Origin of the sequence: Shewanella sp. MF05960 (assembly GCF_050849305.1) — a bacterium.
GTDB lineage: Bacteria > Pseudomonadota > Gammaproteobacteria > Enterobacterales > Shewanellaceae > Shewanella.
Window position 1 is genome coordinate 115,078 of sequence record NZ_JBOZPS010000003.1, and the last position, 26,537, is coordinate 141,614.

The following is a 26,537-nucleotide window of genomic DNA, read 5'->3' on the forward strand; positions in this document are numbered from 1 at the left end:
TATTGCTCCGTTATTTGAATTGCTTAAGAAAACGTAAATCGTTTTCGAAGAAGGCACGTAAATCATTTACGCCGTAGCGCAACATGGTTAAACGCTCAACGCCCATACCAAAAGCAAAACCAGAGTATTTTTCAGGGTCAATGCCCACACTGCGAAGCACATTTGGGTGCACCATACCGCAGCCTAAAACCTCTAACCATTTACCGTTTTTGCCCATCACGTCTACTTCAGCTGAAGGTTCTGTGAATGGGAAGTAAGATGGACGGAAACGCACTTCTAAATCTTCTTCAAAGAAGTTACGTAAAAAATCGTGCAAAATGCCTTTTAGTTCAGCAAAGTTGACGTTTTCTGCAACCATCAACCCTTCAACCTGATGAAACATCGGTGTGTGAGTTTGGTCATAATCGTTACGATAAACACGGCCTGGAGAAATAATACGCAGCGGTGGTTTTTCGTGTTCCATGGTGCGAATTTGTACGCCAGAGGTTTGGGTACGCAACATCACTTTAGGATTAAAATAAAACGTATCGTGATCGGCACGAGCGGGATGATGTTCAGAAATATTTAGCGCATCAAAATTATGAAAATCATCTTCGATTTCAGGACCTTGTTTAACTACAAAGCCTAACTCACCGAAAAAGGTTTCAATGCGTTCGATAGTACGAGTAACCGGATGTAAGCCACCGATTTCTAAGGTACGACCCGGTAAAGTGACATCGATTTTTTCAGCAATTAATTTTGCTTCTAATTCCGAGGCTTTCAATCCATCGATACGCTCAGTCAGCTTTTGCTGTACGGCTTGTTTAGCTTGGTTGACGGCTTGACCAAAGGCAGGCTTTTCTTCTGCGCTGATTGATCCCATCATTTTCATCATGTCTGTGATTTTACCTTTTTTACCAAGGTAATCGACACGGATATCATCCAATGTCTTTAGATCACTGGCCTTGTCAATGACCTCTAAGGCTTGTTCTACGATCTCGGTTAACTGCTGCATGTTATCATCCACTGCATTTGTGCATATCAATGCGATTGGGCGTCTGATTCGACTATCAAATAAATCAAATAAATCAATAGTGCCGACGCGATAGTTTAACTCTTGTTATTTGCCACAAAGAGCTAAAGCTAGGGTTCAAATGAAAGAGAGAAATTTTACGTTAGCGACCGTGATTTTACTAGTCATTATTGGACTTTTTAGTGGCAAATAGCTGTATTTAACTGCAATTTCTAATTGTGAGCTTATCAGTCATGTTAAACACGCCAGATTATCAATTGTGAAACCGTCTTTTCAACATTTCAATATCAGCGCCTTCGTACTGACAAGCTCAAATAAGCCAACAAAAAAGCGTTGTGAAGGGCTTTTTAAGTCTGTTCTCTCTCAACGTCTAGGTTTCAATACAAAGACAGAAACTCGATGGCGTAATGGTCAGATTAATGGAATATAAATTAAGGGATTAAGTACAACTATGTTGTCATTGCCGCTATTGTAGCGAGAACCAACACAAGTCAGGTTGTGTCGTCGTGTCAAAAACATTCATTTTATACCCATCCGCATGAATAAGTGAACACTCAGAATGCGTCCAGCGGTTTTTGATTAAGGCGTCGCGATGTAGTAATGGTTGTTCCCTTTCAAATAGCGAGAACGCAAAGCAAAAGCTGCTGTGGCATTAGATAAAGCATTGGGTGATAAAAAAACCGCTCAACATGAACGGTTTTTTTAATAACATTCGTATTTTGAACAACGTTAGTCTTAAATGGGTTTATGCGGCAGTGACATATCGACCACATAATGGCCTTGTAACCAATTTCGGCCTATAAGCAGTTTATAACCCATTTGACTTCGGTCAGTTAAATTAACGTCAACCTGATACTCATTTGTTGGCTCGCCGATGCTTAACCTTACCGTATACCTAATTTCGGAACCTTGAGCATTACGAATTAACGTCGCGCCTCTAATTCGTGTGGTAAAACTAACCGTTTCACCATTTTCGTTTTCAGTATCAAAACGGATCATCTTACCGATGTTGTTCTCCATCACATCCGCGTCTTCATTTTCAACCTTGATATTTACGGCATGCAAAGAGTTCTGGCCAGCGCCGGTATCAATACGAGTGGTATAAAGTAAACCGATTTGCTTAATATTAAGTTGGGCTACTGGACCAATTATTTTTTTAGACGCAACATCGACAACGTATTTTTGTTTTAGAAAATTACGACCTATCAATAACTTGTAGTTCATATGGCTGCGGTCGCGCAAATTAACGTAAAGTGGCTGTAAACTATCGGGAAAGCCCACTTCTAATTTAACGGTATATCGACTTTCCGTTCCTAAGGCATTTTTGACCGTCGACACTTTTACAATTTCAGCTTGAAGGCGTTGTTGATCGCCTAGCTCATTTTGGGTTGTAAACTCGACCAGTTTACCGACATTACCTTGCATTGTTTCAGCAGAGCCACCAATAATCTCTAAATCCACGGCATGCAAAGAAGTATTCACAGCCCCCGTGTCAATCCGTGCTTGATAAATCAAATCAGACTGTGAAACGGTCATCTCTTCAACTTGACGGATTATCGTTTTACTATTGGCAAAAACGGGTAATGATAAAAAACTCAACACGGTAACAATGGCTATTTTTCTAAACATGTCTATTCCACACATCCACAAATTTCTTTAACGCGGTAAATGCAATGCGCTTAACGCAATAAATGATCAATTTCTTGATCAAATAAATTTTTAATTAAACCAGAAAACTCAGTAATAAAAATACTTTGTTCTGCAGTCGCTTGATGATTAGCGACTTTAGCTAAAATCTCTTCTAAATCATAGACTATCGCATCAATTTCACGTATCACCATATTACGCTGCGCAAATGACAATTGCGGGTTTTGACCGCAAACCATAATAATCTGCGCAGATAACTGTTCTTCAAACAGCTCCATCACGGTCTCCGTTGCGGCTGCATTGTTTTCAGGCCCTTCAAACAAGCCTAAGTGTTCAGTTAAATACTGAATCAAATGCATATATCCGTCTTTATCGGTAACCATGTTATTTCACCTTTATATACTGCTAAAAAATGAATATGACTTAAATCAATACGATAAAAGCCATGATCAAATGTGTAAGTGCTATTGCGCTAAGGTTAGCACAAATGACACTGGCACCGCTAAGCTGATACTGGGTAAGCCTGCGATTTCTCTCAGTTTTTCGACACCTGTAACAAAATTAAATTCATCCGCTTGAACAATCATTGGCGCAAAACTACTGACTACCATTTTATTGTCTGATAATTTCGCCACTAGCACATCAATACTTTTCTTTTGTTTTTTACCATGCATTTCAACCATGGCATCTATTTGTGTTGTTAATGTATCACCCACTTTCATGCCCATCAGTAATTTAGGGTTAATGACAGCGTTGACTTTTAACTGAGGAAATTGTGCCACCTCAAATAAAATAGTTTGCATGCGTTCATCACGAATTTGAATGCCTGTATCGACCGAGTTCAAATCAATGGTTAGTGCAAAAGCGCCCGCATCGGTGAGTGAGCCGGCAACATGTTTAAAGTGATGAACTTCAGCAATATCGTTTTTCTTAACCGATATAAAACTGACGCGTGAATGATCTTGATTGATTTGCCAATCGCCAGCCATGGCTTGAAAACTTAATAACCCAGCAGCGAACAAAGGTAATGCGATTTTCATTATGTCGTCCTTTTTGTTAACAATAACGCGTTATGTCACTATAAAAATAAGTATAGATGACGGTTTAATCAATTAGCCATTATTTTACTTTGGCCAACCATTTGTCTAATGCCTGTGCAAAAGCGTGCTTATCAGCTTGAGAGAAACTGTTTGGCCCGCCAGTGTGTATTCCACTGCTGCGCATTTCTTCCATAAAATCACGCATGGTTAAGGTTTGCTTGATGTTCTCAGTGGTGTAAACCGTACCACGAGGGTTTAACACCAACGCCCCTTTATCTATCGCATCGGCAGCAAGCGGTATGTCGGCGGTAATAACCAAATCACCCTTGTTAACTTGCTCAACAATATAATTATCGGCTTCATCAAACCCAGAGCTCACTCTAATCATACTGATGAGGGGTGAAATAGGCACTTTAATCAATTGATTTGCCACCAACACCAACTGAATAGATTTGCGCTCTGAAGCTCTAAATAACATGTCTTTTACGGGATTTGGACACGCATCAGCATCGACCCAAATTTTATTGCTTATCACGCGATAATGCTCCTATTTATTAACACAGATTAAGGTGCCAAACGATCTATTTGCCAATCGCTGTCAGCCTTAGTGTATATAAATCGGTCGTGTAGGCGATGTTCGCCACCTTGCCAAAATTCAATACTGCTAGGACGCACTAAATATCCCCCCCAAAATTTAGGTAATGGCACTTCACCTTGAGCATATTTGGCTTTCATTTCAGCAAATTTACCCTCTAAAGCCTGCCTAGCAGATATTTTGCTCGACTGTTTTGAAACCCATGCGGCAATCTGGCTGTCTTTTGGTCGACTCATAAAATACTTCGCCACATCTAACATAGACAAAGGCTCTGCCTCGCCGATAACGGCCACCTGACGCTCTAATGGATGCCAGGGAAACAACAAACTGATTTTACTATTAACACCAATTTGTTTGGCTTTACGGCTTTCAAGGTTAGTGAAAAAAACAAAGCCGTTATCATCAAAGCGTTTTAATAACACAATCCGCTGAAAAGGTTGGCCGGTTTCATCGACAGTGGCAACACACATTGCGGTGGGATCGGTTAATTGCGCATCTTTGGCTTGCTGCATCCACTTTTCGAATAAATCCATTGGATTAACAGGTAGGTCACCACGTCTTAAGCCACCTTGGGTGTACTCTCGGCGAATATCACTTAAATCACTCATTGTGTTTCCTTGTTTATGCTAGCTAAATCTATTTTACGCTGAGCAGGCACAAAAAAGCCAACCTCTATACGTTGGCGATGTTATTTAAACGGCTTTTTAATTATGCCAATCTTTTTGCTTCAAAAAACCACATTTCAAGACCTAACGCAACACAAGCTAATTTACATCAATTCGGGATTGAGCACTTCTGTGTCAACCTGTTGAAAATGACTAAAATGCACATGATAATTTTCAACAATGGGGTATGAGCAATAGGCTAGACAAACATTGTGAGAACCAGCCCCCGCCTTAATAGGTGTATTAAATCCGATAGTGTCCCAACTAATAGGCTGTAATAAAGCCAGTAATTGCACAGCGATGGGGTTATCGGCTGCATTAACATCCACATTGGTTTCGACACTGACATAAGAGCTTTGCTCTTGCGGAGTAATGTGAATCGTAAAATATCGGTCGCCTTTGATACCATTGACAGAAAAGCCGAGAGGGGAAAATAGGTGACAGTCATAGTCAAAACCAGCAAACAATGTGTCGAGTTGTAATAATTGACAAATTTTTTGTTCAGATTGATTCTCGCTAATTAAATACTGCGCGAGCGGCCCACTAATGTGGTACATCAACAGTTCGCTTGTGGTGTCATTTGAGGCTAACTCAGCCGCTTTTTCGCTAGTAAAAATGAAATGGTGATGGCTGTCTAAATGGCCTATTCGACAAGCTTTGCCAGGTATTTTCTGGCGCAATTGGCTAATGTCATCGGCAAACGTAGAGGCTTGCAAATGCGCAAGGTATTCATTTTTACGTTGATAACTTACAAACGCTACATTTGCGATACCAATGTGATCAATAACAGCGATTAAACTGTCTATCAAGGTTGAGAGGCCGCAAGTAATGATAACTAGGCGCTTGTCCCATACAAATAAACTCGATTCACTCAGTAAATAAGCATCACATTGATCATTGCTGATAACAGAAATAATGTCTGCTTTCGCTAGTGCAACGATGTCGGTCCAAAATGCTCGTCCAAACGATCGCAACGACCCTAAAGTAGGTTCGACAATCAGTTCAACTTTTTTTTCTGAACCTTCAAAAAACATCAATACTTGAAACTCTCTTAAAAAATAACTTAAACGCAGAATAATAAATAAAGCCTTAGCTATTATTAATAACTAAGGCTCTTTAAACAATCACTAACAGTAAATATTAGAAATCTTCTAGGTAAGTATAACCGTCAAGACCTGCTTGTAACTCTTCTAAAATGCTTTCTCTTTCATCTTCAACAATATGTTGAGTCACTAGCTCTTCAAAAGTGCGCATAAACTCTTCTGCGTCTAAGTTAACATAACGCAATACGTCTGCAACAGTATCACCTTGCAATACTGACTCTATATTTGCAGCGCCATGTTCATCAAGACGTACAACAGCAGAGTTAGTATCACCAAATAGGTTATGCATATCTCCCAAGATTTCCTGGTATGCACCCACCATGAAGAAGCCAATTAGATAAGGACTTTCTTCGCTCCACGCTGGCACAGGCAATGTGGTTTCAATACCTTGACCGTCAACGTATTGGTCAACAATACCGTCTGAGTCACAAGTAATGTCCAACATCACGGCACGGCGCTCAGGCGCTTTATCTAAACCTGACAATGGCAATACAGGGAATACCTGGTCAATACCCCATGCATCAGGTAATGATTGGAATAAAGAGAAGTTAACAAAGAATTTGTCGGCTAACTTTTCATTTAATTCATCGATAACCGGACGGTGATAACGATTATTATTGCTTAATAAGCCTTTGACTTCATGGCATACGCGTAAGTGAGCTTGTTCAGCCCAAGCACGATGCGCTAAGCTAAATTGACCTACTGAAAATAACGAATGCGCTTCAGCAATGTCACTTTGAGTATCATGGTAGATCTCAATAATGGCACGTTGATCGTTGCCACCGCTAATGTCTTCCCACGACTGCCACATGTTATGTAACAACTGCGGATCATCTTCAGCTGGCGCTTCAATCACTTCAGGCATGTACGCTTCAGTACCAATCACATCGGTAATCAATACCGCGTGATGAGCCGTTAAGTGACGGCCAGATTCAGAAATAATACGTGGCATTGGCTGATCGTATTCATTACATAAATCAGTTAGCACATTAACGATGTTGTTAGCGTATTCACTTAAACCATAGTTCATTGAGTTGTTGCTTTGGCTACGCGTACCATCGTAGTCAACCGCTAAACCACCGCCCACATCAAAACATTTAATGTCGGCACCTAGTTGGCGCAGTTCACAATAAAAACGCCCCGCTTCACCCACACCCTGGCGAATATCACGGATATTGGCAATTTGCGACCCTAAGTGGAAGTGCAATAACTGCAGAGAATCTAGCATGTTAGCATTTTTTAATTCGGCAACGACTTTCAATACTTGCGCAGCAGACAAACCAAATTTAGATTTTTCGCCGCCACTTGCTTGCCACTTGCCTTTCCCTTGGAACGCTAAACGTACACGAAGGCCTAAACGTGGGGTCACGCCTAAAGTTTCAGCTTCGGCCAATACCATTTTAAGTTCTGACATCTTTTCAAGCACGATGTAAACTTTGTGGCCTAACTTTTCACCGATTAACGCTAAACGAATGTATTCTTTGTCTTTATAGCCATTACACACAATTACAGAGCTGGCTTTTTGCGCCATAGCTAATACGGCCATTAGCTCAGGCTTACTGCCCGCTTCAAGGCCTAACTGTGGTACTTCTTTCGATTTTTGGCTAGCCAGAATTTCTTCAACAACCGTTTGCTGTTGGTTAACTTTAATCGGGTAAACTAACAAATAATCATTTTGATAGTCGTACTTAGTAATAGCATCATTAAATGCTTCACATAAGCTTTCAACTCTGTGGTGCAAAATCTGTGGGAAACGTACAAGTACCGGTAACGAAACGCCCGCTTTTACCATATCTTTGGCTAATTCATTTAAGCCAACTTTATGATTAGGATTTTGTGGATCAGGTGACACAGTCACTTCGCCATCTTCACGAATACCGTAAAAGCCTTGGCTCCAGTGAGTCACGTTATAACCCGCACGAGCATCTTCGATAGACCAATCAGACATAATTATTTTCCGTATTTGTATCAAAGTAAGCAGCAAACATCGTGCTGCTTGTTAAAATCTGACAACGACTTAGCGCTGTCTCTGGTAAAGCTGTTGTCTTTTACGGCTGGGCTTATTGGCCAGCCGTGACAACACACTTTATGTTGCAATCCACAGTTGACGTATAAAATGAGATTATCCTTTATGGTCAATATCACTCTTCGTCTTCACTGCGCTTAAGCTATTTGTAAGTACATATTAGTCTTACATCAGCATGGCTTGCAAATATTGAAGGCGAACCTCAGTGTGTATACATCGCCAATGTTTTACTGAAGTAATCGACAAAAAGATCACTTTCATACACAGAAATAGCACTGACACTCGCCTTGATAAAATCGGCGCAATTAAAACCTGCAATGCAGTGTAATGCAAGTAAATTACCCATTAATCCTTATAAAAAGTTGCATTTATTGGGATTGAAAGAGTTCAATAATCTTGCCAACTAAAAAAACGTTTCACAGCAAGCTAATTGACACAACTAAGTGCTGATTTACGTGTATAATTAATCGATTTTGATTAAATCACCTTTTCATCTTTTATTAAGTAGAGTCATTCATGATACAAATCGGTAAACGTTATTCATTAGAAGTCGTAAAGCAAGTGAACTTTGGGGTTTACTTAAATGCTCAAGAGCTAGGACAGGTCTTGCTTCCTAATAAATTTGTCCCTACCGGTTGTAATGTCGGTGATATGGTAGATGTGTTTCTTTACCTAGACTCTGAAGACATTGTGATTGCTACCACCCAAAAATCATTAGCTCAGGTGGGTGAGTATGCTTATCTAAAAGTCGTCGCCACGGGTCCATTCGGCGCATTTTTAGATTGGGGCTTAGACAAAGATTTATTACTGCCTTTTGGTGAGCAACATAAACCGGCCGAAGAAGGCCACTCATACTTAGTTTATGTCCATGCTAACCATGCCGACGAACGTATTATGGCGTCTTCAAAACTGGATAAGTTTGTCGATAAAACTGAAGCGCATTACACCGAAGGTGAACAGGTTAACTTAATCATTGGTGGCACTACAGAGCTAGGTTACAAAGCCATTATTAATAACCTGCATTGGGGCGTCATTTACACTAACGAAGTATTCCAAAAACTACGTTTTGGTCAAAAAGTCACTGGCTACATTAAATCAATGCGCAGCGATGGCAAAATTGATTTAGTGCTACAAAAAAGTGGTAAAGAAGACTTAGACAAAAATGCCCGTCTGATCATCAACAAATTGCGCAGTGCTAATGGTTTCTTACCGTTACACGATAAAACAGATGCTGAAATTATTTATGATCAACTTGGTATGAGTAAAAAAGCCTTTAAGAAATCGATTGGAGGCTTGTTTAAAGCCGGTGAAATCAGCATTGAAACTGATGGTATTCGCCTCACCATGTAACATTGATTGCTTTATAGCGTTTGAATCATGAGTGAGCAACAGATGTTAATCACTCATGATTTTAACGGTTTCTACATCTCGATTGACTACCATCTTGGATACACCGGTTTTTAACTACGCCATTTTCTCATGACCTTACTTAACAACCTCACCAGCTTGAATGGCATAAGTCAGTAATCTGATGGGTTCTGATTGGTATAAAACTCTTACTCTGATATAAACACTAACAGTGCAAAGATTATTTATAATAAGGATAGTGTATGGAATTAACGCCCTTAGAAGCTCGGGTTATTGGATGTTTACTCGAGAAAGAACTCACCACGCCAGACCAATACCCCTTATCTCTTAATTCATTAACGCTCGCCTGTAACCAGAAAAGCAGCCGTGAGCCAGTATTGTCATTAAGCGAATCCGATGTACAAGACATTATTGAAGATCTCAATAAAAAGCGCTTAATCAGCGAACAGTCTGGATTTGGAAGTCGTGTAGTTAAATACAAACATCGATTTTGCAACACAGAATTTAGTGAGTTACAGCTTAATAGTGCTGAAGTGGCACTGATTTGTGTGTTGTTATTACGTGGGCCACAAACACCTGGCGAACTTAAAACACGTACGGCTCGATTACATGAATTTACTGATGTAAGCCAGGTAGAAACGGCTTTAATTGGATTAAGCCAACGTGAAACGTCATTAGTTGTGCAGCTCGCACGCGAACCTAATAAGCGAGATTGTCGCTTTATGGAATGCTTTAGCGGCAATATAGACGATCACCAAGTCAACAGTAACGACAATCTACACGTCTCTGCGCAAACGCACCAAAGTATTGCTCAAGACAGCCGTATTGATGAACTGAGCCAACGAGTCGCCGTGCTTGAAGAAAAAATAGCTCAACTTGAAAGCTTATTAAATTAATTCAATCAACTTGATTTTTTACACGAAAACACCGCTTAAGCAAGGAAACGTTTATGCCCGTTACGACTCCCCCATCGGGGATATCTCACATTTGGTTATTAGCTAAATATGAACTCACCAAACGCTTTACTAATAAAAGCGGTATGGTCGCTTTAATTGCATTTATGCTCATTTGGGCAATTTTATTACTTTACCCCATAAAAAGTGCATCTGAATTTATTATGCAACCCAATTTCAAAGAGTTCACGGAAGCATTATTTGGCCCCGGTAGTTTGCAACACTTATTTGAATGGCCTGTCCCTGAGTTAGCCGTATTTTGGCTTGCGGCACTGTATTTATTCCCTATGTTCAGTATTTTTATTTCTGCAGACCAATTTAGCTCTGACAAACAACGTGGCAGCTTACGGTTTTTAACCTTAAGAGTGAGCCGTAGCAGTTTGTTTTTCGGGCGTTTTATCGGGCAAATGCTCATTCAATTCGCACTCATTATATTAACGCTATTAGCCACTATTGTGATGGTGATTAGCCGTGATGTCAGTTTGTTACTGCCCTCATTAACTACCAGCTTATTAGTGATGATAAACCTAGTTATTGTGTTACTTCCTTATACCGCAGCAATGGCGGTGTTATCTCTACAGGCAAACTCGGCAAGGCAAGCCAGTATATTTGCGGTGATATTATGGGCAATAGTGTCCATCATCATTGCGATTATTAATTTTCAGTTTCCACAATTGAATGGTTTAAGCATGATATTACCTGGCTCGCAGATCTCCAGTATGATTAACACTCAGGGGTTAGGCTCATTGGCATTTGCCCCGATCCCACTAGTGCAAACCGTAGTCATTTTAGGATTGGGCAATGTATTCATGAAACGGAGTGCCCTATGATCCTTATTCAATGTGATAACTTATCAAAGCAATACCCGAATAAATTAGCACTCGACAATGTGAGCTTAATCCTTCAACCGGGGGCGCCAATAGCATTAGTCGGGCCAAATGGTGCGGGAAAAACCACATTATTTAGCTTGTTATGCGGTTACATTCAACCGACTCATGGCAGCATTCGCATTCTTGGACATGCCCCCGGCAGCAAAGCATTACAAGGTGTGTTATCCGCTCTACCGCAAGATGCGGCATTGGATCCTAACTTTACGATCGCTTCACAATTGCAATTTTTTGCTCAATTGCAAGGCTTTAACAAAACAGATGCCAAGCAAGAAGTCATACGAGTATTGGAACTGGTTGAACTTAGCGACTCTGCACAGGCGAAACCAAAAAGTTTGAGCCACGGTATGAGTAAACGCGTGTCAATTGCGCAAGCACTTATCGGCGCGCCTGAAATAGTGTTACTTGACGAACCGACTGCAGGACTGGATCCTGCAAATGCTAAAAAGATCCGCCAAATCGTTAAAAACTTAGCCGGTGAAACAACATTTATCATCAGTTCTCATAACCTTGATGAGCTTGAAAAACTTTGCGACCATGTTGTCTACCTTGAAAAAGGCCAATTACAACAATCGGTTTCAATTAAAGCCAGTCAGGCAACTGACTTTATTACGCTCACCATGCAAACTTGCGATATGGACAGTCTGCATCAACAGTTACTCAGTTTAATCAATGTCATTGAAGTCAAACGTAGCGGTGATGAGCAGTATGTTATTGAATATCAAAAACAAAGCAACTTTGAACTTGAACTGCAATTATTGAATTTATTCGCCCAGAAGCAATGGCAATACAAAGCCATACTCAAAGGCAGAACATTAGAAGAAACGCTGTTTTCTTAAGCCATTGCTGCTTATCAATATGCTAATCACAGGCCCGGTAAAACGGGCCTTTTTATCTACAATATTGAGTTAAAACGAAGACCCCTACTCCCTATCAATCCTATTAACTGCCTATTTTTTATCAGAATTGAGTCACGCGCATACGTAACCTCATACTATTTAACCTGAATGAGTTATAAGAAATGAACTTATACTATTTAAAATCAGCATCTTAATTAACCTCACTTGTAATTTTATCATTTATGATGCCAATAAGGCCAATTGTCGCGTCAATAACCAACCTATTGTAAGTTGATTCAACGCAATAAGCAGGGCAAAGAGCTGTTTAAAAGGCATTTACTCTCAAGTTCTCAAGTTATTTAATACCCATTCACTATCGATACTCAAGCATGTTCAGTCTAAATAAATCGAGTTTTCAGCATGCTTGAGGACTCGAACAAGCCTATGAGTTATCTAATTACGATTCATTTGTGAGTTGCTTTCAATACAGAGGTACAGCCCAAAATATGCTTAAAGGTATTAAACGCTTTTTTAACACCACCTGATATGCGTACTTCAAAATAATGAGTGATGGAATGGACGATGAGAGATGAAATGAACGATATATGGTGAAATGTACGATAAGCAATGAAATGGACGATAAGCGATATAGGGTAAAAAGATTACTTTAATAATCTAACAATCATGAATAAAAAAGCAAAAAAAAACTGCAGCATAAATGCTACAGCTTTATTTATTTAATTTTTAGCCGAAGCCAAAAGATTAAACGATTGAAACGTTCTCAGCTTGAGGACCTTTCTGACCTTGGGTCACAGTGAAAGATACTTTCTGACCTTCGTCAAGAGTTTTGAAACCGTCTGAGTTGATAGCACGGAAGTGAACGAATACGTCTGGACCAGACTCTTGCTCAATAAATCCGAAACCTTTGTCAGAGTTGAACCACTTAACAACACCAGTAACTTGAGACATGATATAAATCCTGTAAATATATAAAATAAAGCCTTAACGGCGGTAAAGCTGGAAAATGCCGGTATTACTTATGTTTACAGGACGAATCTGATCGTATTGTTAAATATAAGCCCAACCTTCAAGCTGAGTAAACTATAAACCATTTTCAGAATAAGTCAACAAAGATCAAGCGCCAGGCTAAATATATTTAATGAGTAAACAAATCGGTTTATCTTTGAGCATCAATTAGTTATTTGTCTGATTTAATCAACAGTCGATTGTTCGCGTTGATGAATTTCGATTTTAAAATCTATCTCACATTCGAGCCCTTGCTCTATTATTTGTCGTTTTTGCATATCACTTAACTTCCATGCGTACGGTGTCATATTGAGGAAGTGTTGAATATCATCCACTTGTGTTAGCGCTAGCGAGTAAGTCAGTGATTCGTGCGACAGATAATTAAACCCTTCGAGCAACAACGATTCTTGTGGATGCAATCTTGGTTGGCTGTATATCTTTTGTTTCAACGCAAAATGATGCATCGGCCCTGGCGAGACAGTAATTAATGTACTGCCAGGTTTCATCACTCTTTGTAACTCCTCGACTTTAGACGGGGCATAAATGCGTATAGCCAGATCAACGCTGTCATCAGCAAATGGCATTTCAAACACGCTGGCCACACAAAAATGTAAATCCGAATACCGCTTTGCCGCAGAACGAATCGCCGATTTAGAGATATCGAGGCCATAAAGCTTACAATGATTTATAGATGCTTGTTGCATGGCTGCAAATAAGCGATGGCTGTAATACCCTTCGCCACACCCTATATCGAGCAGCGTTTCAGCATTGGGATGATATTGAGCAGCTAATTGATTCACTTTATCGCTCAACGGCTGATAAAAGCCTTTATCAAGAAACTCTCGTCTAGCGATCATCATTTCTTTGTTATCACCAGGATCTTTGGTTTTTTTCTTTTGCACTGGCAATAAATTTACATAACCTTCTTTAGCGCAATCAAATTGATGACGCTGGGAACATGCCCAACTTTTATCGCCTAGGATTAACGGCGCAGAACAAATAGGACAAATATACGGCATGAGTAGGCTCTGAATGGTAAAAATTACATTTCGTCGTCAGACAGTTTATTGACCATATCTGACACGTCTTTAGGGGCTAACAGCTCAAAGCAGTCTAACTTTCGCTGTAATTGTTCAATATTACACAGTTGCTCATTCGACGAACGCCCTAGGTTAGGCCGCTCTAGAGATTGATGGTACGTTCTGAGCAACCACTGGTGTTTATTTTGCAATAAATGATCAAGCTTTAACAGCTCAGTTGACACACCTGGATGAATTTTACCCGACTCACCTTTAAGGTATTCTCGTAAATCGCGTCTGACTTGTTCAAGCTCACTGATATGTACCGCCAGCATTGAAGACGGTTCATCGTAATCAAATTTACGCCCTAAAATCGCTTTGGCCATCACTAACGCATGAGGTTCACTTAAAATCCGTAAATCTTGCTCAAGGGAGATTAATTCAAAGCGAGCAAGGGTTTCTAAACTAAAATAGACATGTTCATCTGCTTGAATATCAACGGTAATACCTTTTCTGAGTTGGTCAATACACACTCTGGGGGCTATCCCCATCGTTGGGTATAAACGAGTACCTTGCCCAATCGATCGTACTTGATCATATTTGTCAGCAACTTGCTGTGTATCATGATAAATCAGTTCAATAAAAGGTTGATGACGCACAATTAACGTTGCTTGCGTTGCGTTGACTTGGCTGACCACAAATTCAACGATAGGATTTGTCATCGACGATAGTACCAACAAATCACTCACCGACTCTAACAAGCGAAGCGTCAACAACGTGGGCTGTTTAATTTCACTGACAATGGGTTGAGTAAAAATATGTTGATGCATTCAATATCCTTTTAAAATCGATACGACTTGTATAATTTATCTTACTTATTAAATTGAAACTAGCAAACCTATTGAGAACATGGTAAAAAATTTGCAAAATTCACGCTATTATCAATTTAAGGCTCATCAATGTTAATATGCCAGTAATCGCGAAAAGGATCTTAATTTTATTATGGCAAATGCAATTCAACCCACCCTATTCTGGCACGATTATGAAACCTTTGGTGCAAACCCGGCCAAAGATCGCCCGTCGCAATTTGCAGGAATTAGAACGGATCTCGACTTAAATATTATTGGTGAGCCAGAAAGCTTTTATTGTAAACAATCACCCGATTATTTACCGGCCCCCGAAGCCATTCTTATTACCGGTATTACCCCACAACTGGCGAACATGAAAGGCATACCAGAAGCTGAGTTTATGCGCCGTATCAACAGCTTATTTAGCCAACCTAATACCTGTGTTGTGGGTTACAACTCGTTACGTTTTGACGATGAAGTTAGCCGCTATGGTTTTTATCGCAACTTTATTGATCCATACGGGCGTGAGTGGCAAAACGGCAATTCGCGTTGGGATATTATCGATTTAGTCCGAGCTTGCTATGCTTTTCGTCCGCAAGGCATTAACTGGCCGATGAAAGAAGATGGCTCGCCAAGCTTTAAATTAGAGTTATTAACTCAAGCAAACGGCTTAAGCCATGAAAAAGCACATGATGCGATGTCAGATGTTTACGCAACCATTGCAATGGCCAAACTCATTAAACAGCAACAGCCTAAATTGTATGAATACTATTTTAATTTGCGCCGTAAGCAAGCCGTTGCTGACCATATTGACGTATTAAAAATGCAACCTTTGGTGCATGTTAGCTCTAAAATCAGTGCGTTAAATGGCTGCACAACCTTAATCGCACCTGTGGCTTATCACCCAACCAATAAAAACGCCGTCATTTGCATTAATTTGGCCATGGATATTTCACCATTGATCGAGTTATCCGCTCAAGAAATCAGCGACAGAATGTACACCCCACGTCATGAATTAGCAGAAACTGAGCTGGCGATACCCATAAAACAAATCCACCTCAACAAATGTCCTTTCATTGGATCGCCAAAATTACTTGACGACGAGGTGACTGCAAAATTACAGTTTGATAAAGACTTTGCGCGTGAACAATATAAACGCTTAAAAAATCATCCAGAAATACGAGAAAAGATTAACCAAGTATTTGAATTAGAGTCAGATCGCAAGCCCATTACCGATCCTGACTTAATGCTATATAGCGGCGGTTTTTTCAGTCATGCTGATAAAACCAAAATGGAAATTATTTGTCATACTGAACCGCGGAACCTAGCGGCTTTAGAGTTACAATTTGATGATCCGCGCATCAATGAAATGTTATTTCGTTTCCGGGCCCGTAACTACCCAGAAACATTGTCTGATAATGAAACTCGTCGATGGCGCGATTTTTGCCAACAACGACTCTCAGATGCCGATTATGTGATTAATCTCGAAAACTTGGTCGAAGAAACCAGCGAGAATGAACACAAACAAAAGTTACTTAAAGCCCTATATCAATACTTACAGTCATTATAGTGAATTATCACTTTTACCCGATTTATTTCATTTAAGGATTAAGGGAATGCAAAATCGATTTTTAGACAGCATTACTCAGTTAGACAAACCATTAGCGACCGCGCTTGCACCATTACTGCATGAGCAATTTTGTGGCCACATCGATGCCAACCAATTTGCCATGTTAGTTAAAGCCAGCGGTAAGCCAGAAGAACAAGTGTTAATGGATTTATTACCTATTGCAGCCGCTTTGGCTAACCCACCTATCAGTGAATTTTATGTTGGTGCTATTGCTAAAGGTGCCAGTGGCGACCTATACATGGGTGGCAACCTTGAACTACCCGGTGAAGCGCTGTTTCACAGTGTACATGCAGAGCAAAGCGCCATTAGTCATGCATGGTTAAGCGGCGAAATAGAAATTGTAGATATTATTGTTAATTACAGTCCGTGTGGCCACTGTCGTCAATTTATGAATGAATTGTTCAACGGCAGTAATATCAAGATCCATCTGCCACAGCAAGAAACTAAAGCCTTATCTCATTACTTACCGTATGGCTTCAGTCCTGCCGACCTCGATGTCACCTTGCCATTATTGTGCAAACGTGAAAAAGAATTTAGCCTAAATTCTGACGACCCAATGATCATTGAAGCGGTAGATCAAGCAGGCCTGAGCTATGCGCCTTACACTGACAGTAATGCCGCAGTAGTGCTTGAAACCATGGACGGAGCGACATTCTGTGGCCGTTATGCCGAAAACGCAGCATTTAACCCATCAATGCAACCGATGCAAATGGCGTTATCGAACTTGATTAGACACAACCGTCAATACAGTGAAATTAAACGTGCTGTATTGGTTGAGTCATCTGAGGGGAAAATTAGCTTAGTGGGCGCGACAATGGATGCATTACACGCGATTGCAGCCATTGAGTTAGAACACATTGTTGTTGAACCTACGCCAACTTAACCACTGCAAAATTTACCCATTAGGCGCTTAAGAGCGCCTTTTTTATTGGCATATTGGCACGTTAAAGGGATTAATTATCTTTTATAGGGTAATTCAATCAACCTGTTAACATGCTAATCTTAAGTCAAATCAAAATTGATTTAACTGCATTATTGAGCCGTAATAACGCTATAGCACAGCAATAACAGAAGCAACGAGTGAGTTACTATTGCGCATATTTACCCTAAAAAGGATTTTAGTTTTTATACTGCTATGCACAGTAGGTTTAGTGTGGGCCATTATCGAACATGCAAAGCCACTGACCGTAAAACTACTCAATAGTTTACTAGCAGACAATCACATTGAAGTCCTGAATTTTGATGCTGAATACGTCTCGTTGAATCATATTTATATTCCAAGACTTATCCTCAAAATTGAAGACAGCCATATCGCGGTACAAGAATTTAATCTCGAACTGCGTGACAGTATTCAAATGCTTAAAAATCAGCAATTCAATGCCGACGATATTGTCAGTATTGAAACACAAAGCGTGTATGTCGACTTAGGTGAAAGTTTTTTTATTAGGCAATCAAAGCAAACCGAAGACTCACCCGCCACCTTACAATTAAATCTCGCGAAACTCCCAACCATTAATTTAGGTAATATCACCATAAGACTCCCCGTGTTAGAGGCCGCACAAGCCAACCAACACAGCTTAACCATGGATAATCTAACCCTGTCAAAAACAGGGAAACTCAATACCGTGTGGCGTTTTGATGAGTTTCCGCTATTCAGTGTTGATGCAACACTTAGCAAACGAGCTTGGGAATTTGACACCTTGGTTGACTTAGGTGCAAGTTATCAAGGGCTTGAGTTATTAAAGAAATATTTAGACTTGTTGCATGATAAACAATTTAAGGCTAATCCAAACAGCAATAACCTATTAAGCGGCTTACACAAACAACTGACACATATACTCAACCCTATCACTGAGCAGCAATTATCGGTTCAAGGGCAATGGACCACTCACACCCAACTTAACTTAATTAATGGCGAGCTTAAGAGTCAGCAATCCATACGCGATTTATCATTACATTCATCGCGTTGGCCAAGTGTCTTTTTTACGCCAAAACAACCGATAAACTTTACCCTCGACATAGGTCAATATTCTGTTAACGATCCGTTCAAGGCTATGACTGACGAGCAAAAACCACTTGAAACGTTAGCGCTCAAACTCGCTATTGCGCCTTTCAATTATCAACTGAATCCGAGTGAGACAGACATCAACCAGTTAATCGACTTACTGATTGTTAATCCTGATAGCAAACAACACCTCAATCATACCATTCAGCAACTTCTCCCCTTATCAGAGCAACCTTACCTTGCGGTTAATATGACCGAGCCCGTTGAGGTGTTCATGCCTCTTCAGCAAGACACCGCAGTAACACAAGTGGCCATACCAAACTTAACCTTAAGTCTTAATGGCTTGCGCTTAAAAACACAACTGTCATTAAGCCACATCAAGGTAAATAGCCAACAACAATGGCGCAGTGATTTTGATTGGGATATTCAGTTAGCCTCACCACAAACAACAGATAATCCTCAACCTATTGACCTCAAAAAATTATTAGCAAACATTGATGTTGAACAGCTTAGCGTTGAGAAAGCATCAGTCATATTGAAAGGTACGATAAACAATGTGCAAGAAAATGATGTTAATATCGCCCTGTTCCCAAGTTCCACTGTCGCGTTTAATAAACTGTACTTTACCCAGAAAGATGGTGATAAAACCATCCATAAAATTCAAAAAAATACCGCTGCGCAACTTGCCTCGTTAACACTTAATTTAGCCCAGACCTCGACCATTAAAAAAAGTCACAACCTCGATATTAAATTGGCTCCGTTTATCGTTACCGCAAAACAATTTGTCGGCCAGCAAATCATCAGCCAAAAAAACATTAAAACAATCACCACTAATGCCAGCGCCAATCTTGCGAGCATTGACGTTCAACAAGATGTGTTATTTAGCCTAAATGACAATGAAACTATCGAACAAGCCATCGCCCGTTGGTTACAAACCCCAACAACAAACCAGATTGTATGGAGCATTAAGCAACTTGATGCCGTTAAACAGGTTGGCAAAAGTCGTCGCCAACCCTTGCTTGCACTTAACAGTGTTAATTTGCAGCAACAACTTAATTTGTCAAAAGGCTTATTGGTGGGCAGTGAGCAATGGCAATTAGATACCCTAGCATTAAGCAGTTACCATTTATTAAAGTTTGCCGATGCCAAAAGCCCTCTTTCACTGGCAGGCCAATGGACATTTGACACCGACATTGAGAAGGCGCTTCACATTCTTAAAAAAGTGCAGCCATTACCCGACAACTTCAACCTTCAAGGTCACAGCCGCTTAGTCGCCGGTTTTGCGCTGAGCGAACTCAATAACAGCAGTCAATTTGAAATGAAAATTCAGCAACAACTTTCATCGTTGTCTGGCCGCTTAGCTGACAGGTCATTTATTGGTGGCGATGTGTTTGCACAGTGCCAATTTAACTGGCAACAGCAGCACGATAAACCCAACACACCGCTGGCAGAGCAACATTTTGCCCAAAGTCAATTAGTGTGCCCTCAAACAGCCATTAGCTTACAAAAAGCCAATGTCGGTTTATTAATGACTAATCTCAACATCAATGCCAATATTGAATTAACCAAAGACGGCAATAAAGTGCCCGACAATTGGCTACAACAAATCACTGGACTCAGTGAAACCAACGTCAGTTTAACAGCCAGTGGCGACATGCTCGACGGACGCTTTTTACTGCCAGAGTTTGTGCTTAAGTTGCATGATAAATCCCATGGCTACCTTTTATTACAAGGGTTAAGTTTAGCCAAGTTTTTAGAAGAACAACCTCAAGTCGGTGTAAAAGCCAGCGGTCTATTTGATGGCGTACTCCCTGCCGAACTTGTCGATGGTAAAGTGACGATTGCGGGCGGGAAACTCGCGGCTCGTAAGCCCGGTGGATTAATTGAAGTGGCAGGAAATCCAGCAATGGATCAACTGGCCCTATCTCAGCCTTATTTGGAATTAGTGTTTACCGCACTGGAGCATCTTAACTACACTGAGTTATCGAGTACTTTTGATATGAACCCAAACGGTGATGCCTTTATTCATGTGGGGGTTAAAGGAAAAAGTCGCGACATTGAGCGCCCTGTTCATCTTAACTACGACCACCAGGAAAACCTTATTCAGTTATACAAAAGCACTCAAATAGGCAACCAATTGCAAAACAAAATTGAAACCAAGGTTCAGTAGTAAACGTTCAATAGCATACACTCAATAACATAAGCTCAGTAACACAAGTTGAATAACATCCGTCAAGTCGCATTAAAAGGAAATACAGGTGAAATACTCGTCGATATACATTGTTAGTATCAGTACCCTGCTCGGCTCATTGTGGCTCTCAGGTTGCACACCCACGGTGAAAATAGAGCCACCCGATAAACCGATTGTGATTAATCTTAATGTCAAAATCGAACATGAGATTAGGATCAAAGTCGATAAAGAGTTAGACACTTTGATTGAAAATGATGAGTTATTTTAGGCGGAGAACACAATGAAACCTTCATTAGCGATCGTGACACTATTGTGTGCCGCCAGCCTGTTATGGTGTTCAAGTGTGTTGGCTGCAGTGACCTTGCAACAAGCCAAAGTATCGGGCTGGGTAGGAGAGCAAACCAATGGCTATTTAGGCGTGGTGGTGGATAGCCAAGAAACGCAAACATTGGTGTTCGCAGTAAACGATAAACGTAAGAAGTATTACCTGGTGATTGCAGAGCGTAACCACATAAAACTGGATACGGTTGCTAAGCTTGCTGCACAAAAAGCCATACAAGCAGCTGAACCCGGCCATATAATACAAACGCCACAAGGAAAATGGCTAACTAAGTAATGCTTAATTAACGACATATCCACTCGCGGCGTATTCTATTGATGGATGGCACCATCGATACTTTCAGGCAATACCAGTATTACATGGTTGCCGTATTACATTGTTGCCATTGTCCAGTAATCTAAACGTTTTTGTGGATCATCAACTAATGTCTTGCAAGCGTCTTTATACTGAGCCATTAAACCGCCAAGGTTGTTTGAGCCAGCGAGCTTTTTCACTTGGGCTTGTTTAGCTGCAGCCACATCTTTTTCAACTTGCTCTGCCCCGCGATATTTACTGGCAAGCGTTTGCGCATCACTTGCAGAGGTCTTTAGACGTTCGCCTACCGCTTTCATTTGTGGTGCATTCATTGCAGCAATAGCTTCAGAGCTAATTTGGTAATACGCAGTACATTCAATTAATTCATTAGTAAAAGCTTTTTCGGCAGCATCTTCTGCAAACGAAACCGTGCTGAAGCACACAAATGATGAAGCCAAAATCCACATAGCTGGTTTGAACATTCTATTGTCTTCCTTATATAAAATAGTGTGTTATTTTATCGTCTCGCTCGCCAAGACCTAAATCATCATCTAAAACAATGACTACTTACGCGTTCAACATATATACAGTCAACGTCGTGAGAGTTTTTGCTGCGATTAATAAAATTTGAATTACCACAACATAAGCAGATGGTGAATACGATATATATCACATTATCGTATATCAATAGTGACTAAATTGAAAAGCATCACTGCAAGCACGCAGTTGATTTATTGTAAGAGAACATGGCAACGATGGCGGTTTACAAAAAATAGCAGATTAATATCAATAAAAATAGCGTGTTATAAAACACAGATAATTGTTATCTACATCATTATCTGTGTCTTAATCATAACCCCATTAACGATTAAAAGCCGTGATTAGCGTTACTGACCCTAAACCAACCGGCAATACTCTTACGCGTTTTAAACGTTGGGCGCACTTCGTGAGGAAATCGCTCACTCAAAAACAGCACTAGCGTACCAATTTGTGGATTCACCACATCGAGTTGTTGGTCAAGCTCATCGTAAATCACCAACTCACCACCGTCGCTTTCTTGCCATTCTGGATTCAAGAAAAATACCGTCGACAAAATTCGATTTTGGCTACCGTGCAATGCATCAACATGTTTTTTATAAAATGCACCAGGCTCGTAAACGGCATAATGGCTTTCAAAATCGAACAGCCCCATAAATAAGCGTCGATTTAAGCCCTCTTTTAGTTGATCCATAATCGACAAGTATTCGCGATCGGTATGATCTTGATTGTCTAACCAACTAATTTTATCCGAGCGAATTTCGGTATTGATTTGTTGTTCAATACCTCGACCAATTGCCGCGTCTTTAAAATTAATATCTTGCTCAGCTTGCATTTTTTCAAGCAAGGCTAAGCTTACATAATCAGGAATGATGTCAGATAAAAGAATGTATCCTTTATCGACTAACGCATCTGCGATCACATCCAGCATTGCTTCACTTACTTGCGAAACCATACATGCCACATCCAAACAGAAAGACTACGCTTTTTACTTTACTTAAGGACTCAGAAAGGAAGTTAAGAGTCTGATTTTCGAGGGGGCGTCATTAAAAGGTATGATTGCCATACCTCAATTATTTAGGGCGATTCTATAGAATAAAACCGCCCTAGACAACACATATTAAAACACATAAAAATCAATGGCTTAATTCAGATCCAATTAAATTTGACTGTGAAGTAAAACCGACTGATTGTCTGCTGTATTTTCTGCTGCATTGTCTTCACTCGTTGTGGGTTCTACGGTGGCAGCCAAATGGCTTTGATGTAGCCTTAATGCCAAATATAAATCTGAGCGTATTGTGATACCGTCGTCACCTGACACCATGTCAGTTTGTTCAAACCAACTGATTAACTGCCGTTTTCTGCCCGCTAACACCAAGCTTACGCCGCGTTTACGCAATAATGCCTCAATGTCTGTCAACATGGCCATCACACTCAAATCTAAATGTGTAAAGCACGGCACTGCATCAATAATCACACAATCAACAGGTTCGAGTTGATTCTGACGAGCAAAACGCTCAAGTAACCTGCGTTTAAAGTAAGTTGAATTAAAATAGGTCAAAGGCGAGTTAAACCGATAAATAAACACACCGGGTACCGCAGCCGCTTTATCACTGCCGTCAATACTGCGAATAATCCCTTTTGCATCAAGGCCTAACACTTGATCTGTTGGGCGCATCACGGTGCGTAAAAATTGAAATAAACCCAGTAATACTGCAAGCGTGATACCTGGGATAACACCAATAAATAACACCGCAAATAAGGTTGTCAGCGCGAGGTAAAATGCTTGACGGTCGCGCAAACGTAACACCCAAATCGCTTTAAAATCGATTAGGTGTATGGATGCTATGACCAATACCACACCTAGTGCAGCACTGGGGATGTATTCAAGTGGTGCGGTTAGAAATATCGCCACTATCGCAATTAATACCGCGGCAATAATCGACACAAGTTGGGTTTTACCGCCATTAGCATCATTTACGGCAGTGCGAGAATCTGCACCACTGACAGCAAAACCTTGGGATAACGCCGATGCAATATTGGCTAAACCTAAGGCTTTAAATTCTTTGTCTGCATCAATGTCGTAACCGTTTTTAGCGGCAAAACTTCGAGCCGTAAGCATCATGCTAACAAAGCTGACCATCGCTAAGTTAAGCGCTGGCATCACCAGTTCACGCGCGATACCAATATTAAATGCAGGGGTTTGAAATGACGGTAAACCACCCGTCACAGAGCCAATGACCGCGATATCGTATTGGGTAAGCTTAAAGCCCCACACCAACAACGCACCAACGGCAATAGCAAACATGGACGCTGGCCAAGTGGGTTTAATCCGTTTCATCACAAAGTAAACAATCACAGTTAATACTGCCATTAACAATGTAGGCACATGAGTTTGTGACAAGTAGCTTGGTGCCCCGCCTAAACGTTCTAACAGGTATTTTTCATCGAAGGTAAAGCCAAATATTTTCGAGAACTGGCCAACAATAATGGTAATCGCGACCCCGTTAAGCAGGCCCATTAAAATCGGTTTTGATAAAAAATCGGCCAAGACGCCTAACTTAAACCGACTGGCAATTAAACACCAAAAACCGGTCATCACCGTCATGGTCATTACAAGTTGCCAATGCATTAAACTGTCGCCCGCAGCAAGGGGAGTAACCACCGCGGCAATCACCGCACAGGTGGCGGCATCAGGGCCAACAATAAGTTGTCTTGATGTACCAAACAAGGCGTAAACTAGCATCGGTAATACGCAAGAATACAGCCCAACGGCAGCATTAACCCCAGTTAATTGGGCATAAGCGATAGCCACGGGTAATGCCACAGCAGCAACAGATAACGCGGCGGTAACATCGTCTTTGAGCCAGCTTTTCTCATAACGAGAAAAGGTCTCTAAACCAGGCATAAACGCATACAATCGACTCAGAAACACAACGACCCCACCACATTGACTTTGATTGTTATCATAGATTTATTTCAAAATAATTACGACACATTCAATCGCGCTAAACAGGTAAATTTTTGTTAACCCAGATAAATTGATAATGCCCTACGCAAAACCTTAGCACCTCATGTGCAAAAAAAGTTGCGCATAATCAGGCAAATCTAGCACTAAAAGGTGAGCCCTCGTAGAGTAGACTATGCCAAATTCGCTTACAAATATGACGGCTCTCCCGCCCTAGTTACATGCTAAACTGTTACCTCTTTGCGCACTGTTCATATTTTTCGTTTTCTGTTTTCGAGGTTTTTGTGGTATTGCCAATAAAATCAACGTCATCTCCCATCACCGCAGGCATTCCTAATCTGGCTATGCTGATCCCTATGTTGGCTGCTATTGTGGCGATTACCCCTTTAGCAATCGACATGTATTTACCGGCAATGTCGGTGTTGGCACTGGGCTTTGACACCAGTATTACCATGGTGCAACAGTCTTTAAGTATTTATTTAGCAGGTTATGCCTTAGGCATGCTCACTTTTGGTCCATTAGCCGATAAAATCGGCCGCCGACCATTAGTGATTTTTGGTTTATCCGGATTTACGGTTATTAGTTTACTCATTGCCTTAAGTACCAGTATTGAACAATTTTTAATTCTACGATTTGCCCAGGCATTTATTGGTGCTGCAGCTACGGTCGTAGTGCCAGGCTATATAAAAGAAGTGTACGGCGACAATACGGCTAAAGGCATGTCTTATGTCAGTTTAATTATGATGTTGGCCCCTTTACTTGCTCCAACGCTAGGCAGTCTCATTATGGAGCTAGGCGACTGGCATTTAATCTTTTTAAGTCAAAGTTGTTATGCCATCACCTTGTTAGCACTGGTGCTGTTTAAATTAAAAATGCCCAGTGATAAAGATGCTGATAGTCGCAGTCAAAAATCTTTTCTTCGGGCCTATTACACCGTATTTGCAAGGGATGGCGTCAAGCTCAATATTACCAGTGGCGTATTAACGTCATTTGCCTTTTTTTGCTATTTAACCGCATCCCCGTTTATCTATATGGAAGTCTTCAATTTAGATAAATCACTCTTTGCGATCCTATTCAGCACTAACGTTGGCGCTCTGATGCTGGCAAACATTGTTAACTCAAGAATTGTCAGTCGCTATGGCTCAAAACGCATGTTGCACGTCTCGACATTTTTTGGCGTGATTGCCGCTTGCGGTTTATTGATGGTTAATCTGCTGGATTTAAGCTACCACTTTACAGTGTTGATGCTCATCCCCTTAATGGGCTCACTTGGGGTGATGTCGGTGAATGCTGATGCCATTGTATTATTAAAATTCAAACAAGAAACCGGTACAGCGACTGCTGTCATTGGTACTCTGCGTTTTGGATTTGGTGCAACCGCAGGGCCTTTACTGGCCTATTTTTACGATGGCAGTGCTGTGCCCTTCTCTGCACTCATGCTTTGTGCCATTTTGCTTGTGGGTGTATGCCAATTTTTACAATCTCGTTTACCTAAAAGCCGTATACAAACCTCTGTCTAATATTCGGCTTTAATATAAAGTCAC

General features: G+C 40.7%; 24 protein-coding genes. 10 read left to right on the top strand and 14 right to left on the bottom strand.

The window, feature by feature from the left end:
• Nucleotides 1–10: 10 nt before the first annotated feature.
• From pheS to speA, 8 genes are all read right to left on the bottom strand, one after another.
• Entirely contained in the window at nucleotides 11–994 is a 984-nt protein-coding gene (gene pheS, locus ACROAE_RS03900) for a phenylalanine--tRNA ligase subunit alpha (RefSeq protein WP_432399614.1), read from the bottom strand.
• Between the two features lie 753 nt (nucleotides 995–1,747).
• Nucleotides 1,748–2,641: a RimK/LysX family protein gene (locus ACROAE_RS03905; RefSeq protein ID WP_432399615.1), complete on the bottom strand. Its 894-nt coding sequence runs from the start codon at nucleotides 2,639–2,641 to the stop codon at nucleotides 1,748–1,750.
• 50 nt (nucleotides 2,642–2,691) lie between these two features.
• Nucleotides 2,692–3,042 carry a DUF3802 family protein gene (locus tag ACROAE_RS03910; protein WP_432399616.1) on the bottom strand — a complete coding sequence of 117 codons (351 nt, stop codon included), beginning with the start codon at nucleotides 3,040–3,042 and terminating at the stop codon, nucleotides 2,692–2,694.
• 81 nt (nucleotides 3,043–3,123) lie between these two features.
• Nucleotides 3,124–3,699: a YceI family protein gene (locus ACROAE_RS03915; protein ID WP_432399617.1), complete on the bottom strand. Its 576-nt coding sequence runs from the start codon at nucleotides 3,697–3,699 to the stop codon at nucleotides 3,124–3,126.
• Between the two features lie 79 nt (nucleotides 3,700–3,778).
• Nucleotides 3,779–4,234 carry a YaiI/YqxD family protein gene (locus tag ACROAE_RS03920; protein WP_432399618.1) on the bottom strand — a complete coding sequence of 152 codons (456 nt, stop codon included), beginning with the start codon at nucleotides 4,232–4,234 and terminating at the stop codon, nucleotides 3,779–3,781.
• Between the two features lie 29 nt (nucleotides 4,235–4,263).
• Nucleotides 4,264–4,902, bottom strand: coding sequence for a pyridoxamine 5'-phosphate oxidase (pdxH, locus tag ACROAE_RS03925; RefSeq protein ID WP_432399619.1), 639 nt, complete (start codon nucleotides 4,900–4,902; stop codon nucleotides 4,264–4,266).
• Nucleotides 4,903–5,063: 161 nt separating this feature from the next.
• Nucleotides 5,064–5,993 (bottom strand): adenosylmethionine decarboxylase, encoded by a 930-nt coding sequence (locus tag ACROAE_RS03930; protein WP_432399833.1) that lies wholly within the window; start codon nucleotides 5,991–5,993, stop codon nucleotides 5,064–5,066.
• A 106-nt stretch (nucleotides 5,994–6,099) separates the two neighbouring features.
• Nucleotides 6,100–8,010, bottom strand: a complete 1,911-nt coding sequence (gene speA, locus ACROAE_RS03935; RefSeq protein ID WP_432399620.1) for a biosynthetic arginine decarboxylase — start codon at nucleotides 8,008–8,010, stop codon at nucleotides 6,100–6,102.
• A gap of 594 nt (nucleotides 8,011–8,604) precedes the next feature.
• On the opposite strand from speA, the gene ACROAE_RS03940 reads away from it, so the two are divergent.
• From ACROAE_RS03940 to ACROAE_RS03955, 4 genes are all read left to right on the top strand, one after another.
• Nucleotides 8,605–9,438, top strand: coding sequence for a CvfB family protein (locus ACROAE_RS03940; RefSeq protein WP_432399621.1), 834 nt, complete (start codon nucleotides 8,605–8,607; stop codon nucleotides 9,436–9,438).
• A 260-nt stretch (nucleotides 9,439–9,698) separates the two neighbouring features.
• Complete coding sequence (locus tag ACROAE_RS03945) at nucleotides 9,699–10,352, top strand: YceH family protein (RefSeq protein ID WP_432399623.1); 654 nt, start codon at nucleotides 9,699–9,701, stop codon at nucleotides 10,350–10,352.
• Between the two features lie 53 nt (nucleotides 10,353–10,405).
• Complete coding sequence (locus ACROAE_RS03950; RefSeq protein WP_432399624.1) at nucleotides 10,406–11,239, top strand: ABC transporter permease; 834 nt, start codon at nucleotides 10,406–10,408, stop codon at nucleotides 11,237–11,239.
• On the top strand, nucleotides 11,236–12,135 hold the full coding sequence (locus tag ACROAE_RS03955) for an ABC transporter ATP-binding protein (RefSeq protein ID WP_432399626.1): 900 nt from the start codon (nucleotides 11,236–11,238) through the stop codon (nucleotides 12,133–12,135). The genes ACROAE_RS03950 and ACROAE_RS03955 overlap by 4 nt, the downstream gene beginning before the upstream one ends.
• Before the next feature lie 762 nt (nucleotides 12,136–12,897).
• On the opposite strand, the gene ACROAE_RS03960 is transcribed toward ACROAE_RS03955, so the two are convergent.
• The 3 genes from ACROAE_RS03960 to ACROAE_RS03970 form a co-directional block, all read right to left on the bottom strand.
• Nucleotides 12,898–13,104 carry a cold-shock protein gene (locus ACROAE_RS03960; protein WP_011637160.1) on the bottom strand — a complete coding sequence of 69 codons (207 nt, stop codon included), beginning with the start codon at nucleotides 13,102–13,104 and terminating at the stop codon, nucleotides 12,898–12,900.
• A 242-nt stretch (nucleotides 13,105–13,346) separates the two neighbouring features.
• Entirely contained in the window at nucleotides 13,347–14,180 is an 834-nt protein-coding gene (rlmA, locus tag ACROAE_RS03965) for a 23S rRNA (guanine(745)-N(1))-methyltransferase (protein ID WP_432399627.1), read from the bottom strand.
• 23 nt (nucleotides 14,181–14,203) lie between these two features.
• Nucleotides 14,204–15,010 (bottom strand): hypothetical protein, encoded by an 807-nt coding sequence (locus tag ACROAE_RS03970; protein WP_432399628.1) that lies wholly within the window; start codon nucleotides 15,008–15,010, stop codon nucleotides 14,204–14,206.
• A gap of 172 nt (nucleotides 15,011–15,182) precedes the next feature.
• Here ACROAE_RS03970 and sbcB point away from each other — a divergent pair, with 172 nt between their 5' ends.
• The 5 genes from sbcB (at nucleotide 15,183) to ACROAE_RS03995 (ending at nucleotide 21,470) form a co-directional block, all read left to right on the top strand.
• A complete protein-coding gene (sbcB, locus tag ACROAE_RS03975) occupies nucleotides 15,183–16,598 on the top strand; it encodes an exodeoxyribonuclease I (protein WP_432399629.1) in 1,416 nt (471 codons plus the stop codon).
• 46 nt (nucleotides 16,599–16,644) lie between these two features.
• Nucleotides 16,645–17,541, top strand: a complete 897-nt coding sequence (gene cdd / locus ACROAE_RS03980) for a cytidine deaminase (protein ID WP_432399631.1) — start codon at nucleotides 16,645–16,647, stop codon at nucleotides 17,539–17,541.
• A gap of 268 nt (nucleotides 17,542–17,809) precedes the next feature.
• A complete protein-coding gene (locus ACROAE_RS03985; protein WP_432399632.1) occupies nucleotides 17,810–20,833 on the top strand; it encodes a YdbH domain-containing protein in 3,024 nt (1,007 codons plus the stop codon).
• 88 nt (nucleotides 20,834–20,921) lie between these two features.
• On the top strand, nucleotides 20,922–21,122 hold the full coding sequence (locus ACROAE_RS03990; protein WP_432399634.1) for a YnbE family lipoprotein: 201 nt from the start codon (nucleotides 20,922–20,924) through the stop codon (nucleotides 21,120–21,122).
• A gap of 12 nt (nucleotides 21,123–21,134) precedes the next feature.
• Nucleotides 21,135–21,470 (top strand): YdbL family protein, encoded by a 336-nt coding sequence (locus ACROAE_RS03995; RefSeq protein ID WP_432399635.1) that lies wholly within the window; start codon nucleotides 21,135–21,137, stop codon nucleotides 21,468–21,470.
• A 95-nt stretch (nucleotides 21,471–21,565) separates the two neighbouring features.
• Here the strand turns inward: ACROAE_RS03995 and ACROAE_RS04000 are convergent, their stop codons facing one another.
• The 3 genes from ACROAE_RS04000 to ACROAE_RS04010 form a co-directional block, all read right to left on the bottom strand.
• A complete protein-coding gene (locus tag ACROAE_RS04000) occupies nucleotides 21,566–21,955 on the bottom strand; it encodes a hypothetical protein (RefSeq protein ID WP_432399834.1) in 390 nt (129 codons plus the stop codon).
• 401 nt (nucleotides 21,956–22,356) lie between these two features.
• Nucleotides 22,357–22,980 (bottom strand): 2OG-Fe(II) oxygenase, encoded by a 624-nt coding sequence (locus ACROAE_RS04005; RefSeq protein ID WP_432399636.1) that lies wholly within the window; start codon nucleotides 22,978–22,980, stop codon nucleotides 22,357–22,359.
• A gap of 204 nt (nucleotides 22,981–23,184) precedes the next feature.
• A complete protein-coding gene (locus ACROAE_RS04010) occupies nucleotides 23,185–24,933 on the bottom strand; it encodes a SulP family inorganic anion transporter (RefSeq protein ID WP_432399835.1) in 1,749 nt (582 codons plus the stop codon).
• A gap of 404 nt (nucleotides 24,934–25,337) precedes the next feature.
• Between ACROAE_RS04010 and ACROAE_RS04015 the strand changes: the two genes are divergently transcribed.
• A complete protein-coding gene (locus tag ACROAE_RS04015) occupies nucleotides 25,338–26,513 on the top strand; it encodes a multidrug effflux MFS transporter (RefSeq protein WP_432399836.1) in 1,176 nt (391 codons plus the stop codon).
• The last annotated feature ends 24 nt before the right edge of the window (nucleotides 26,514–26,537 follow it).

Coding starts and splice junctions, on each gene's coding strand:
- pheS (WP_432399614.1), bottom strand. CDS start 994: ATGCAGCAGTTAACCGAGATCGTAGAACAAGCCTTAGAGGTCATTGAC.
- ACROAE_RS03905 (WP_432399615.1), bottom strand. CDS start 2,641: ATGTTTAGAAAAATAGCCATTGTTACCGTGTTGAGTTTTTTATCATTA.
- ACROAE_RS03910 (WP_432399616.1), bottom strand. CDS start 3,042: ATGGTTACCGATAAAGACGGATATATGCATTTGATTCAGTATTTAACT.
- ACROAE_RS03915 (WP_432399617.1), bottom strand. CDS start 3,699: ATGAAAATCGCATTACCTTTGTTCGCTGCTGGGTTATTAAGTTTTCAA.
- pdxH (WP_432399619.1), bottom strand. CDS start 4,902: ATGAGTGATTTAAGTGATATTCGCCGAGAGTACACCCAAGGTGGCTTA.
- ACROAE_RS03930 (WP_432399833.1), bottom strand. CDS start 5,993: ATGTTTTTTGAAGGTTCAGAAAAAAAAGTTGAACTGATTGTCGAACCT.
- speA (WP_432399620.1), bottom strand. CDS start 8,010: ATGTCTGATTGGTCTATCGAAGATGCTCGTGCGGGTTATAACGTGACT.
- ACROAE_RS03940 (WP_432399621.1), top strand. CDS start 8,605: ATGATACAAATCGGTAAACGTTATTCATTAGAAGTCGTAAAGCAAGTG.
- ACROAE_RS03945 (WP_432399623.1), top strand. CDS start 9,699: ATGGAATTAACGCCCTTAGAAGCTCGGGTTATTGGATGTTTACTCGAG.
- ACROAE_RS03950 (WP_432399624.1), top strand. CDS start 10,406: ATGCCCGTTACGACTCCCCCATCGGGGATATCTCACATTTGGTTATTA.
- ACROAE_RS03955 (WP_432399626.1), top strand. CDS start 11,236: ATGATCCTTATTCAATGTGATAACTTATCAAAGCAATACCCGAATAAA.
- ACROAE_RS03960 (WP_011637160.1), bottom strand. CDS start 13,104: ATGTCTCAAGTTACTGGTGTTGTTAAGTGGTTCAACTCTGACAAAGGT.
- rlmA (WP_432399627.1), bottom strand. CDS start 14,180: ATGCCGTATATTTGTCCTATTTGTTCTGCGCCGTTAATCCTAGGCGAT.
- ACROAE_RS03970 (WP_432399628.1), bottom strand. CDS start 15,010: ATGCATCAACATATTTTTACTCAACCCATTGTCAGTGAAATTAAACAG.
- sbcB (WP_432399629.1), top strand. CDS start 15,183: ATGGCAAATGCAATTCAACCCACCCTATTCTGGCACGATTATGAAACC.
- cdd (WP_432399631.1), top strand. CDS start 16,645: ATGCAAAATCGATTTTTAGACAGCATTACTCAGTTAGACAAACCATTA.
- ACROAE_RS03995 (WP_432399635.1), top strand. CDS start 21,135: ATGAAACCTTCATTAGCGATCGTGACACTATTGTGTGCCGCCAGCCTG.
- ACROAE_RS04000 (WP_432399834.1), bottom strand. CDS start 21,955: ATGTGGATTTTGGCTTCATCATTTGTGTGCTTCAGCACGGTTTCGTTT.
- ACROAE_RS04005 (WP_432399636.1), bottom strand. CDS start 22,980: ATGGTTTCGCAAGTAAGTGAAGCAATGCTGGATGTGATCGCAGATGCG.
- ACROAE_RS04010 (WP_432399835.1), bottom strand. CDS start 24,933: ATGCCTGGTTTAGAGACCTTTTCTCGTTATGAGAAAAGCTGGCTCAAA.
- ACROAE_RS04015 (WP_432399836.1), top strand. CDS start 25,338: ATGCTGATCCCTATGTTGGCTGCTATTGTGGCGATTACCCCTTTAGCA.